Genomic DNA, 11,522 nt, shown 5'->3' on the forward strand with positions numbered 1-11,522 from the left:
GCGATAGCCTCGCCGCCATGCCGGTACACGACCGGCGGACCGTTGCTGCCATTGGTGCAGAAACGGAAACGATGGGAGGCGATCGTTTCGATTAAGGTGTCCAACTTGTCCATGTTCGGCGTCCAACCGCCTGAACGGCCACGCAATGCCCGTCCGACACGCTCAGCGGCTGCGGCGGGTCGGCGCTTGGAAGTCGGCGGGCTTGTCGGCGATCCAGCGGGCGAAGCGCGCGATCCCCGGATGCGCGGCGAGCACCGCCGGATCGGCATAGGTCCGCGCCAGATCGGCATTCGGAATCAGCGCATGGACGGTGCGGTGGCAGATCGGATGGACCGCGGCGGTGACGCGCCCGCCTTCGGATTTGGGGACGAGATGATGCCATTCCACCCTGGCGCCGAGCGCCCGGCCGCAGATCGGGCAGGGCGGCGACGGCGCCTCGCGCGCGGCGCGCGCCTCGGCCTCCGCCAGTCCCGCCTTGCGCTTCACCCGTCCGACCATGTCGCCGATATAGGCAGGCGCCCGCTGGCAACCACCGCCGCTACAACGAAAAAGGGCGGGCCTGCATCAGCAGACCCGCCCCGTTCGAACCGTTCCGTCGAACGATTAGAAGTGTGCGACCACACCCGCCATCGGGCGGAAGCTGTGCGCGTCGTCGAAGGTCGAAACCTCCATACGCAAGCGAAGGCCCGAATTGCCGGTCAGGCCGCCGAGGCCGATGTCCTTCGGGCCGACTTCGGCGCCGATGCCGTACACGGTCGCGTGATAGTCGCGGTTCAGGTCGCCGGCGACGCCCGGAGCGAACTTGTCGAAGTTGTTCCAGCGGTAGCCGACCTTGCCGTAGAACAGGCCGCTGTCGCCGGCGCGGAAGCCGAAGCGGCCGTATGCGCCATACTGCCAGTCGATGTCACCCGACACGCCCTTGGCGACCGCACCCTCGGCGCCGACGAACACCGGGCCGAGCGGCACGTTGAAGCCGACGATGCCTTCGACCAGCGCGCCGTCGAGGTTGTAGCCCTTGGGCTGCGCGGGGATGCCGGCAACGGCTTGGCGGTCGAACTGCTCCCAGCCGCCCATCACGGCGACATAGGGCTCGATGCCGAATGCGCGCGTGCCGTCCGGAGCCTTGGGCGCGGTGTCGACCTGCGCGTCGGTGGCGACGGTGGTGTCGGTCGTGCCGGTGGTCGACATGTCCTGCGCGAAGGCGGGGACGGCGAAGGACGCTGCCGCAACGGCGGCCGCGAGGGCGAGCTTACGCATATGAATGTACCTTGTGTTGCCTCAACTCGGGCGACGACACCGCAGCGTCGTGCAACCCAGGTCCGTCCAAACTGCGATTTTGGACCTTTGTTGCACCGCGAAGTCACTTTTGGCGGGAACGTCCGCCGCTGTGGCTTTCGCGTCACACTTCCTGTCACCCGGATGAACGAACCCACGGCGTTCTGCGGCGGCGGGTCCGCGGCGGCCCGGCGAGCGAGCGCGCGCGTTCATTCCGCCAGTGCGAAGGCCCGGAGCGCGGTCGGTCCCGTCAGGGCAGGCGCGGCGCCGTCTTGGCCAGCGCCGCACTCGGCCGCGGCGATGGCCGCGCTAACGTCCGCACGGTACGATGGCCGCTACCGGCGGCATAATTGGCGATGTCGGATTGCGCCCGCGACGCCGCCGCTTCGACGTCGACCGCATTGCCGGGCTGATGGCCCGCCGGGCGCGAACAGGCGGTCAGGCTCATCGCCCCCGACAGGGGCAGCAGCAGCAGGATACGCATAACTCGTCCGATTACTCAGGGGGATCGCCAACGCCGCCCCGCCGGCATCGTTCCCCCGGCGCAGGCACTGGGGAACGATGCCGGCTCGGGGTCAGGGGCGCAGCGCCACGTCGTCGGCATCGTCCAGATCCTCGTCCGGCGTGGTGCCGGCGTCGAAATCGTCCTGGGCGTCGTCCTCGTCGATGTCGGCCTCGTCCATGTCGACGGTCGGGTCGCTCTCGCCGACCTCTTCCGAATCCATGTCGAGCTCGTCGATCGGCTCGTCCTCCTCGTCGTCGTCGCCGAGATCGGGGTTGAGGTCGGTCAGTACCAGCCCGTCGCTGGGGCCGTTGCGCGTCGCCTCCAGGATCTCGGCGCGCTGGCTCTCGTCATAGCCCTCTTCGTCATAGCCGTCGTCGCCCGAACCATGACCCGTGACCTGATGTCCACCCATCGAAACCTCCTCGTGTTACCCGGTGCGAACGGCGGGGGGGCGGCGGCGGTTCCGCCATGTCGGTCAGGCGGCGCGGAACAGCCGGCCGCGCTCGGTGACCGCGACGACGCTCAGCGCGACCACGCCGCAGATCAGGAAGCCCGCGGCGAGCGGCGCGGTGCTGCCGTCGAACGCCTGGCCGATGACGACGCCGATCACCGCGCCGAAGGTGACGCTGGTGAAGCCCTGGACGCTGGAGGCGGTGCCGGCGATGCCGCCCATATTCTCCATCGCCATCGACGAGAAATTGGAGGTGGCGAGCCCGAAACAGCCCATCGTCAGCGCCTGGAGGACGACGAAGCCGACCAGCGTCTCGTAACCGGCGAGCGCGACGGCGAGGTGGATCGCGCTCAGCACGACCAGCCCGATCACCGCGCTGTGGCTGATCAGCCGCGTGCCGAGCCGCATCACCAGCCGCGCGTTGGTCAGATTGGCGCCCGCCATCAGCGCCGCGGTCACCGCGAACATCACCGCGAGCAGCTGCGGGTGCCGGAACGTATCGAACATGATCTGCTGGACGGAATTGAGATAGCCGTAGAGCGCCCCCATCAGCGAGGTCGAGGCGAGCGTATAGCCCAGCGACCAGCGATCGCTCAGCGTCTGCTTCCACCCGCCGGCGACGCGCCGCACCGACAGCGGCTGCTGCGCATCGGGGTGGAGCGTTTCGGGCATGCGCACGAAGAACCACGTCCAGATCACCAGGCTCAGCCCGGCGACGACCCAGAAGATGCCGCGCCAATTGGCGAACAGCAGCACCGTCTGGCCGAACGCGGGGGCGAGCACGGGGACGATCATGAACACCATGAACGCGATCGACATCACCCGCGCCATGGGCCGGCCGTGATAGCAGTCGCGCACCATCGCGACGGTGGCGACGCGGGTCGCGGCGACCATCGCCCCGCCGAACACCCGCGCGGCGAGCAGCAGCACGAAGCTCGCCGACACCGCGCAGGCGATGTTGGCGATCACATAGCCGCCGATCGCCCACAACAGCACCGTCCGCCGCCCGAACCGGTCGGCGAGCGGCCCGTGCGCGAGCTGCGCGATGCCGAAGCCGAGCACGAAGGCGGTGACGATGAACTGCCGCTGGTTCTCGGTGGCGATGCCCAGCGACCGCCCGATCGCCGGCAGCGCGGGTAGCATCGAATCGATGCCGAGCGCGGCGAGCGACATCAGCGCCGCGACCAGGGCGACGAACTCGACGAAGCCGATCGGCGCGCCCGCCGGCTCGCCGGCGACATAAGGGGCAGGAGCAGGGGCAGCGCCGTCGAGCGCCGGCGCGGAAGTGGGGATGGAGCGGGTCACGATGCCGCCTCCCCTACCCGCAAGCGGCAGCCATCGGAACCCTGCTTGATCGCCGCCGCGCGACGCCCTACGTGTATTGCCCGATCAACACACGAGGCTTGCCATGACCCGCCTGCTGCTCTGCGCCGCTTTGCTTGCGTTGCCGCTCACCGCCTGCGACCGTTCGGGCGAGGGCACGTCGGTGTCGATCAACGCCGACGGCGGCAACGTCCTCGGCGCGGTCGACGCCAAATCGAGTCAGGTGAAGATCGCCGTCCCCGGCTTCTCCGGCCAGATCAAGCTGCCCAAGATCCAGCTCGACGCCGACAATTTCGATCTCAACGGCGTCCACCTCTATCCCGGCTCGACGATCGACAAGCTCGACGTCGCCGGCAGGGACGAGGCGGGCAGCCTGCGCGTCCGCTTCACCAGCCCAGCCCCCGCCGATCAGGTCCGCGGCTGGTTCCAGGACCGGCTCGCCAAGGCCGGCTTCACGCTCAAGCAGGACGGCGCCGGCCTCACCGGCACCACCGACGACCACCAGCCCTTCCACCTCGACCTCGCCAACGACGGCGGCAAGGCGAAGGGCACGATCGTGGTGGGGAGCTGACGACCCAATTCCTCCCCTGCGTTAGCGGGGGAGGGATCAGGTTGCGCTACGCCCCTCGCGCCGCCGCCAGCACTGCCTCGGCATGGCCGGGCACCTTCACCTTGCGCCACGCCCGCACCAGCCGGCCGTCGGCACCGAACAGGAAGGTCGCCCGCTCGATCCCCATATAGGTCTTGCCGTACATCTGCTTCTCGCCCCACACGCCGAACGCATCGCAGGCGCTGCCGTCCTCGTCGCTCGCCAGTCCGACGGTGAGGTCGTATTTGGCGATGAACTTACCGTGTTTGGCGGGCGGGTCCTTGCTGATCCCGAGCACGCTCACCCCGGCTGCGGCGAAATCCGCCGACAGCGCCGAAAAGTCCTGTGCCTCCCGCGTGCACCCGGACGTATCGTCCTTGGGATAGAAATAGATCACCGCCGGCAACGCCAGCGCGTCCAGCCGCACCGGCGAGCCGTCGGGGGCGATCACCGTCACCGCCGGGATCGTCGCGCCGTCATCCATGTCCGTCTCCTGTCGCGTGGGTCCATGCCGCCCCGACCTCCTGCCGCGTCGCGGCCAGCGCGGCAAGCACCGCGGCCCAATCCTCCCGGCGTAGCGCCCGCGCGATCAGCTCGCGCGTCGCCGGCGGCGGCTCCGCGGCATCCGGCGCGACGAGGCGCAGCACGACCAGCAACCGCGTCAGCAGATCGTTCGCCGCCGTCAGCCCGGCGGGCAACAGCTCCTCGCCCACCAGCGCGGCGATCGCCGTGTCGAGATGCGGATCGAGCCCGGTGCGATGCCGCAGCTGCGTCAGATGCACGGTGAATTCCAGATCGACCAGCCCGCCCGGCAGCAGCTTGGCGTCGAGCGGTCCGGTCGGCGGCTTGTGCCGCGCCATCTCGGCGCGCATCGCCACCGCCTCGCCGGCGAGATCGCGCGTCGGTCGCGCGCCGGCGAGCACCTCGGCGACCACCGCCGCCGCCGCCGCCCGCGCCGCCGCCGATCCGAACACCGGCCGCGCACGGGTCAGCGCCATATGCTCCCAGGTCCACGCCTCCTCGCGCTGATACCGCGCGAAGGAATCGAGCGACACGACCAGCGGCCCCTGCGTCCCCGACGGCCGCAGCCGCGTGTCGACCGGATAGAGCGGCCCCGCCGCGGTCGGCACCGACAGCGCCGCGGTCACCCGCTGCGCCAGACGATTGTAGTAGAGCGTCGCGCCCAGCGGCTTCGCGCCATCCGATTCCGCAGTGAAATCGCCGGTGAACAGATAGACGAGGTCGAGGTCGCTGGCATGCGTCAGCGCGCCGCCGCCGAGCCGTCCGAAGGCGAGGATCAGCAGCTCGCTGCCCGGCACCCGACCATGCGCCTGCGCGAATTCGGCGACGGTCGCCTCGGCGAGCACCGCGATCGCCGCTTCGGCGAGCCGCGCATAGCCCGCCGCCGCATCCAGCGGATCGGCCGCCCCCGCCACCACCTGCGATCCCAAAGCGAAGCGTTTCTCGCCGACGATGCGGCGGACATGATCGAGCAGCGCCTGATAGTCGCGCCCCTCGCCGCGCGTCATCTCGGCGGCGAGCGTCGCGACGTCGCCGAGCGGCTCGAACGCGCCGGGGTCGATCAGCCAGTCGATCAGCTCGGGCCGCGTCGCCAGCGCCTCGGCGAGCGGCGCGGCATGGCTGAGGATCGTCGCGAGCAGGCTCGCCAGGCCGGGCCGCGCCTCGAGCAGTCGCAGGATGTTGATCGCGCTCGCCAGCCGTTCGAGCAACACGTCGAGCCGCAGCAGCGCCGCCGCCGGATCGGGAGCACCGGCGAGCGCGGGCATCAGCACCGGCAGCACCGCCTCCAGCGCCGCGCGCGCCGCCGGGCTGCGCAGCGCGGGATAGCGGCCGGCGCGCCAGCCCGCGATCCGCACGGCCGCCGCTTGGCCGTCGGGAAAGCCCGCCTCGCGCAGCCGCTCGGCGAGCGCCTGCGGCTCGTGCGGCAACCCCGTCTCGCGTCCGTCGTCGAGCGCGTCGTAGATACGCCCCGCCCGCTCCACCGGCCCGCGCAGCAGGTCGATCAGCGCACCGCCCTCGTCCAGTCCGTGCAATCGCGCCACCCGATCGAGCGCGTCGCCGGTCGGCAGGCTATGCGTCTGGCGATCGTCGATCATCTGGACGCGATGCTCGATCGTCCGCAGCAAGGCATAAGAGCCGGTCAGCGCCGCCGCCTCGTCCGCGCCGATCCACCCCGCCTCGGCGAGCCGGGCAAGCGCATCGCGCGTCGCCGGCACGCGCAACGCCGGGTCGCGGCCGCCATGGATGAGTTGGTGGATCTGCGCGAAGAACTCCGCCTCGCGGATGCCGCCGCGCCCGCGCTTGAGGTCGTAACCGGGGCCGAACGCCTGACCGCTCGCATAATGGTCGCGGATGCGCCTGGAGAGGTCGCGGATTTCGCCGATCGCGCCGAAATCCAGCCCGCGCCGCCAGACGAACGGCCGGATCGCGTCGAGGAAATACCGGCCGAGTTCGAGGTCGCCCGCCGCCGCCCGCGCCCGGATGAACGCCGCCCGCTCCCAGGTCAGCGCCTGCGATTCATAGTAACCGATCGCGCCGTCGACCGGCAACGCGATCGGCGTCGCCTCGGGCGAAGGCCGCAGCCGCAGGTCGACGCGCAGCACATAGCCATCGCCGTCGCGCGCCTGGAGCAGCTCGACGACGCGCTTGGCGATCCGCACCGCCGCCTCCTCGGGCTCCTCGCGCGCCCGGTGCGGCAGCGTCCGCGGATCGAAGATCAGGATCGGATCGATGTCGGAGGAATAATTGAGCTCGCGGCTGCCCTGTTTGCCGAGCGCGATCGCCGCGAAGCCGCGCGGCTCGGCGCCGGGGGTCCGCTCTTCGATCGCCGCGCGGATCGCCCGGTCGAGCGCGCGGTCGGCGAAGTCGCTCAGCGCCTGCGTCACCGCGGCGAGGTCCATCACCCCGGCGAGGTCGCCGATCGCAACGGTCAGCGCCAGTGCACGCCGGTCGAGGCGCAACTGCCGCGCGACCGCCATATCCGGCGTCGCCGTCGTATAGCCGAGGTCGAACCGCCCCGCCGCGAGCCGCTCCGCCAGCACCGGCTCGCGATCGAGCAACAGCGCTAGGAACGGCGCATTGGCGCGGGCGCGGTCCAGAACATCGGTGACGGGCGGCGGCATCGGCTCATCCTTGCTGTCTGGCGCAACGTTTCCGCCGGACGATCGTTCTAGCCAACATGAATACCGCCATGCACACGTCTGGGAAGGGCCGCAGCGGCGACTATGTCGTCCGCCTTCCGCGTCCGGCGGACCCGCTGGGCAATGCGCTACGCGGCGTGTTCGGCGAAACGCCGATGCCCGACGATCTCCAGGCGCTGCTCAACCGGCTCGACCGTCCCTCCCACTGAGCGGCGGCGCCGGCACGGTTTCGCGCCCCGCAGGCTCGGCCGTCAGCAACCGCCAGCCGCGCGGCAAATAGTCCGTCGACATATAGAAATAAAAGGCACAACTGCCGTCGGGCCGATAGCTGCCCCCCTTGAGGATCCCATAAGCGGTATCGCCGAGGAACACCGGACTGCCGCTGTCGCCGCTCTTGCACACCGGCCCCGCCACCGTCGTCCACGTCGGCAGGCACGCGCCGCCGCACAGATCGCCCGCCGGCGCGAAATCGGTCAGCTCGACCTGCGAACAGCTATAGCCGGTCCGCTCGCCGCGATGGCAGACGACGTCGCCCGCGCGCATCCCCGCACGCCCGCGCGCGCCGACGACCGGCCGGCTGATCGTCTTGGCGGTATCGGCGAAGAACAGCGGCGCCAGCGCCGACGCGCTCGCATTGATCTGCACGTCCTGATGCCCCCAGCCCCATTGCCCGACGAACGGCAGCGCCTGCTCGTGCCCGTCGGCGTCGCGCCCGGTCAGTTCGTCCGGACAATGCGCCGCGGTGGCGAGCCCGGTGCGCAAGCCGTCGGTGACGACGAAACCAGCGGTGCACAGATAGCGATGCGTATCGCCCGGCACCTGCCCGACCACCCGCGCGCCGCCCTGGATGCCCCCCATGTCGAGCGCCGGCTGATCGACCACGCGCAGCCGCACCGGCACATGCGTCAGCGCCGCAAGCCGCTCGGCGAGCGGCCCTGCGCCCTCGCGCGCCACGTCGCGGCCCGAGACGACCGCGACCAGCTCACCACTGCGCTGGTCGATGCCGAGGCCCGGCGGCGCGATCAGGCTGGCGCGGATCGTCGCCTGATAGGCGGTGATCGCCTGCACCAGCCCGGTATGATCGACCGCCGCGCCGGTCCGGAAGGTCACGCGCACCGCACTGCCGTCCAGATCGACGATCTGTTCGGCGACCGGCGCGTCGCCGGTCAGCGTCACGACGATCTCGAAATCGGGGCGATGCTCGACCGCGATTCCCGTCAACCGATCGGCGAAGCGATCGGCGATCGCATCGGTCACCGGCACGCTCGCCTCCTGCAAGCGGAGGTGGCGGATCGCCTCCTCCACCGTCACGCCGAGCCGCTCGGCCACCGCCGCCGCATCCTGCGCCCGCGCCGCCTCGGGCGACTGCACCGCCGCCGCAGCAACGATCGGTGGTGGCGGCGACGGCGGCGCGAGCGACTGCGCCACCGCAGGACCACCCGCCCCCAGCATAAACGCCCACAGCAAGACCCGCCGAAATCGCCCCACATGGTCCTTCTAAGGCGACAAACTGGCCCGTCGATGAATGATCATGCGCAGGCGACGCAAAAAACTCACGGCTGCCAGTTCGGCCGGTAGCTCGGGTCTAGACGCCGGTCGGTGAAATAGGCGGCGCTGATGAAGGCGAGGTGGGTGAGTGCCTGTGGGAAATTGCCGATCGGCTCGCCGCGCAGGTCGAGTTCTTCCGAGAACAGGCCGAGCGGGTTGGCATAAGCGATGCCCTTGGCGAGGATCATCTGCGCCTCGTCGAGCCGGCCGGCCCGCGCGAGGCATTCGGCGTACCAGAAGGTGCAGGTGGTGAACGCGCCTTCCGTCCCCTCCAGCCCGTCGTCGCCGCGGTAGCGATAGACGAGGCCGTCGTCGCGCAGGTGCGTGCCGATCGCGTCGAGCGTCTTGAGCCATACCGGATCGGTCGAGGAGACGAACCGCACCAGCGGCATCATCAACAACGCCGCGTCGAGTTCGGTGCCGCCGCGATCCTGGACGAAATAGCCGTGGTCGGGATGACGGAAGTTGCTCCAGATATCCTCGACGATCGCGTCGCGCGCCTCGCTCCAGGCGACCAGCGGTGCGGGCAGCGAGCGCTTCTTGGCGAGCCGGATCGCCCGGTCGAGCGCCACCCAGCACATCAGCCGCGAATGAAGGAAGTGGCGCGGCTCCGACCGCATCTCCCAGATGCCGGCATCGGGCTGGTCCCAATTAGCGATGACATAGTCGATGACGCCGCGGACGTGCTGCCAGCCGGCGTGATCGATCGCCGCGCCGTATTTGTTCGAGAGATAGACGCTGTCCATCAGCTCGCCGAAGATATCGAGCTGGCTCTGCGCGTGGGCGCCGTTGCCGATCCGCACCGGCCCGCTGTCGGCATAACCGGCGAGATGCGGCAGTTCTTCTTCGTCCACCGCCTCCGATCCGTCGATCGCATACATGATGCCGATCGGATGCTCGCGGTCGGCGGCCATCACCCGCTCGCTGGCCCAGCGGCGGAAATGCTCGGCCTCGTCGATGAAGCCCAATCGCATGAAGGCGTAGACGGTGAACGACGCGTCGCGGATCCAGGTCGCGCGATAATCCCAGTTGCGCCCCGCCCCCACCGCCTCGGGCAGCGAGAAGGTCGCCGCCGCGGCGATCGAGCCGTGGCGGTTCGAGGTGAGCAGCTTGAGGGCGAGCGCCGAGCGCATCATCTCCTCGCGCCAGCGACCCCGATAGCTCGTACGCGACAGCCAGCCGCGCCAGGCGGCCGTGGTCGCGGCGATCTCGGCGACGACGGTCGCATCGTCGGGACGCTCCAGAGCCTCCTCGCCGAACACAAACCATGCGCTTTCGCCCTCGCCGAGGGTGAAGCCCGCCTCCGCCACGCCCTCGCCGCAGATCAGCGGCACCGAGGCATGCAGGCGCAGCGTCAGGTCCCGTCCGATGAAGCGCACGCCGCCGTCCGCCGCAGCCGCCTGCGGCACCTCGCGGGCGTAATCGAAGCGTGGTCGGCAGCGTGCGGCGAAGGCGACCGTGCCGCGCGTCACCGTGACCTGGCGGATCAGGCAGCGCGCCCGATGCTCCGGATGCACGCGCGCGTCGGGATGCGGCATCAGATCGACGATCTCGACGCTGCCGTCCGTCGCCATCCAGCGCGTCGTCAGCACGTTGGTATCGGGAACGTAGATCTGGATCACCCGGGCCGCGTCGAGCGCCGGCCGGATCTCGAACGCGCCGCCGCGCTCGGCGTCGAGCAGCTCGGCGAACACGCTGGGGCTATCGAGCGACGGCCAGCATAGATAATCGATCGTCCCGTCGGCGGCGACCAGCGCCGCGGTCTCCATGTCGCCGATGATGCCGTGATCGCCGATGCGCCGGAGCGGCCCGCCCCCCGCATCATCCATTGTCGCGGAATTCGGGATAGAGCGACATGCCGCCATCGACGAACACGGTGGTGCCGGTGACGTAGTCGGCGGCGTCGGAAGCGAGCCACACCGCGGCGCGCGCGACGTCCTCGGGTTCGCCGATCCGGCCGTACGGGATCAGCTTCAGCAATTTGGTCAACGCCGCCTCCGTCTCCCACGCCTCCTTGTTGATCGGCGTGCGGATCGCGCCGGGCGCGATCGCATTGACGCGGATGCCGTCCGCCGCGACCTCCTGCGCCAGCGTGCGCGTCAGCATCCGTACCCCGCCCTTGGCGGTGGCGTAATTGACGTGGCCGGCCCAGGGGATCAGCTCGTGGACAGAGCTCATCGCGATGATCGTGCCGGCGCTGCGCGCGGGCCGGCCGTCCTGCGGCTGCGCGCGGAAGCGGCGGATCGCCTCGCGCGCGCAGAGGAATTGCCCGGTCAGGTTGATGTCGATGACCGTATTCCAGTCGGCGAGCGTCAGGTCGGCGACCGGCGCGTCCTTCTGCACGCCCGAATTGGAGACGAGCACGTCGATCCGGCCGAACGCGGCCGCCGCGGCGTCGAACAGACGGGCGACGTCCGGCTCCTGCGATACGTCGGCCTGTACCGCGATCGCCTTGCCGCCGGCGCCGGTGATCCGCTGCGCCAGTTCCTCGGCGCTCTCCTCGTCGGAGCGATAGTTGACGACGACCGCGGCGCCGGCATCGGCGAGCCCCACCGCGACGGCATGGCCGATCCCCGAGCTGGCGCCGGTGACGATGGCAGTATGACCTGCAAGGACGGACAAGGACGCATCTCCAATGGCTTCGAATCGCTCCTGAACGGTCGAGCGCGC

General features: G+C 70.2%; 12 protein-coding genes. 2 read left to right on the forward strand and 10 right to left on the reverse strand.

Going from position 1 to position 11,522, the window contains the following annotated elements:
• Nucleotides 1-162: 162 nt before the first annotated feature.
• The 5 genes from SFC76_RS15080 to SFC76_RS15100 all read right to left on the reverse strand — a co-directional run bounded on the left by SFC76_RS15080 (nucleotide 163) and on the right by SFC76_RS15100 (nucleotide 3,536).
• On the reverse strand, nucleotides 163-498 hold the full coding sequence (locus tag SFC76_RS15080) for an HNH endonuclease (RefSeq protein WP_322850233.1): 336 nt from the start codon (nucleotides 496-498) through the stop codon (nucleotides 163-165).
• A 105-nt stretch (nucleotides 499-603) separates the two neighbouring features.
• Nucleotides 604-1,257 (reverse strand): outer membrane protein, encoded by a 654-nt coding sequence (locus SFC76_RS15085; protein ID WP_038663583.1) that lies wholly within the window; start codon nucleotides 1,255-1,257, stop codon nucleotides 604-606.
• Nucleotides 1,258-1,525: 268 nt separating this feature from the next.
• Nucleotides 1,526-1,759: a hypothetical protein gene (locus tag SFC76_RS15090; protein ID WP_322850234.1), complete on the reverse strand. Its 234-nt coding sequence runs from the start codon at nucleotides 1,757-1,759 to the stop codon at nucleotides 1,526-1,528.
• 91 nt (nucleotides 1,760-1,850) lie between these two features.
• The gene (locus SFC76_RS15095; RefSeq protein ID WP_322850235.1) at nucleotides 1,851-2,192 is read right to left on the reverse strand and encodes a DNA primase; all 342 of its coding nucleotides are present in this window, start codon (nucleotides 2,190-2,192) and stop codon (nucleotides 1,851-1,853) included.
• Between the two features lie 63 nt (nucleotides 2,193-2,255).
• Nucleotides 2,256-3,536 carry a multidrug effflux MFS transporter gene (locus tag SFC76_RS15100; protein WP_322850236.1) on the reverse strand — a complete coding sequence of 427 codons (1,281 nt, stop codon included), beginning with the start codon at nucleotides 3,534-3,536 and terminating at the stop codon, nucleotides 2,256-2,258.
• A gap of 103 nt (nucleotides 3,537-3,639) precedes the next feature.
• On the opposite strand from SFC76_RS15100, the gene SFC76_RS15105 reads away from it, so the two are divergent.
• A complete protein-coding gene (locus SFC76_RS15105; protein ID WP_322850237.1) occupies nucleotides 3,640-4,125 on the forward strand; it encodes a hypothetical protein in 486 nt (161 codons plus the stop codon).
• 46 nt (nucleotides 4,126-4,171) lie between these two features.
• Here the strand turns inward: SFC76_RS15105 and SFC76_RS15110 are convergent, their stop codons facing one another.
• Together SFC76_RS15110 and SFC76_RS15115 are read right to left on the reverse strand one after the other, a co-directional pair.
• Nucleotides 4,172-4,627 (reverse strand): peroxiredoxin, encoded by a 456-nt coding sequence (locus SFC76_RS15110; RefSeq protein ID WP_322850238.1) that lies wholly within the window; start codon nucleotides 4,625-4,627, stop codon nucleotides 4,172-4,174.
• Nucleotides 4,620-7,286: a bifunctional [glutamine synthetase] adenylyltransferase/[glutamine synthetase]-adenylyl-L-tyrosine phosphorylase gene (locus SFC76_RS15115; RefSeq protein ID WP_322850239.1), complete on the reverse strand. Its 2,667-nt coding sequence runs from the start codon at nucleotides 7,284-7,286 to the stop codon at nucleotides 4,620-4,622. The genes SFC76_RS15110 and SFC76_RS15115 overlap by 8 nt, the downstream gene beginning before the upstream one ends.
• Nucleotides 7,287-7,342: 56 nt before the next feature.
• Between SFC76_RS15115 and SFC76_RS15120 the strand changes: the two genes are divergently transcribed.
• Complete coding sequence (locus tag SFC76_RS15120) at nucleotides 7,343-7,513, forward strand: hypothetical protein (RefSeq protein WP_322850240.1); 171 nt, start codon at nucleotides 7,343-7,345, stop codon at nucleotides 7,511-7,513.
• On the opposite strand, the gene SFC76_RS15125 is transcribed toward SFC76_RS15120, so the two are convergent.
• From SFC76_RS15125 to SFC76_RS15135, 3 genes are all read right to left on the reverse strand, one after another.
• Nucleotides 7,485-8,771 (reverse strand): hypothetical protein, encoded by a 1,287-nt coding sequence (locus SFC76_RS15125; RefSeq protein ID WP_322850241.1) that lies wholly within the window; start codon nucleotides 8,769-8,771, stop codon nucleotides 7,485-7,487. The two genes, SFC76_RS15120 and SFC76_RS15125, sit on opposite strands and share 29 nt — an antisense overlap.
• 86 nt (nucleotides 8,772-8,857) lie before the next feature.
• Nucleotides 8,858-10,681 carry a glycoside hydrolase family 15 protein gene (locus SFC76_RS15130; protein WP_322850242.1) on the reverse strand — a complete coding sequence of 608 codons (1,824 nt, stop codon included), beginning with the start codon at nucleotides 10,679-10,681 and terminating at the stop codon, nucleotides 8,858-8,860.
• Nucleotides 10,674-11,474: an SDR family oxidoreductase gene (locus tag SFC76_RS15135; protein WP_322850243.1), complete on the reverse strand. Its 801-nt coding sequence runs from the start codon at nucleotides 11,472-11,474 to the stop codon at nucleotides 10,674-10,676. Before SFC76_RS15135 ends, SFC76_RS15130 begins: the two co-directional genes overlap by 8 nt.
• Nucleotides 11,475-11,522: the final 48 nt, after the last annotated feature.

It is taken from the genome of Sphingomonas sp. CD22, from assembly GCF_034556155.1.
In the GTDB taxonomy this organism is placed as follows: domain Bacteria; phylum Pseudomonadota; class Alphaproteobacteria; order Sphingomonadales; family Sphingomonadaceae; genus Sphingomonas.

Bases quoted from the DNA above. Each gene is read 5' to 3' on its own strand.
- SFC76_RS15110 (WP_322850238.1), bottom strand. From the start codon at position 4,627: ATGGATGACGGCGCGACGATCCCGGCGGTGACGGTGATCGCCCCCGAC.
- SFC76_RS15085 (WP_038663583.1), bottom strand. From the start codon at position 1,257: ATGCGTAAGCTCGCCCTCGCGGCCGCCGTTGCGGCAGCGTCCTTCGCC.
- SFC76_RS15080 (WP_322850233.1), bottom strand. From the start codon at position 498: ATGGTCGGACGGGTGAAGCGCAAGGCGGGACTGGCGGAGGCCGAGGCG.
- SFC76_RS15130 (WP_322850242.1), bottom strand. From the start codon at position 10,681: ATGGATGATGCGGGGGGCGGGCCGCTCCGGCGCATCGGCGATCACGGC.
- SFC76_RS15120 (WP_322850240.1), top strand. From the start codon at position 7,343: ATGAATACCGCCATGCACACGTCTGGGAAGGGCCGCAGCGGCGACTAT.
- SFC76_RS15115 (WP_322850239.1), bottom strand. From the start codon at position 7,286: ATGCCGCCGCCCGTCACCGATGTTCTGGACCGCGCCCGCGCCAATGCG.
- SFC76_RS15095 (WP_322850235.1), bottom strand. From the start codon at position 2,192: ATGGGTGGACATCAGGTCACGGGTCATGGTTCGGGCGACGACGGCTAT.
- SFC76_RS15105 (WP_322850237.1), top strand. From the start codon at position 3,640: ATGACCCGCCTGCTGCTCTGCGCCGCTTTGCTTGCGTTGCCGCTCACC.
- SFC76_RS15090 (WP_322850234.1), bottom strand. From the start codon at position 1,759: ATGCGTATCCTGCTGCTGCTGCCCCTGTCGGGGGCGATGAGCCTGACC.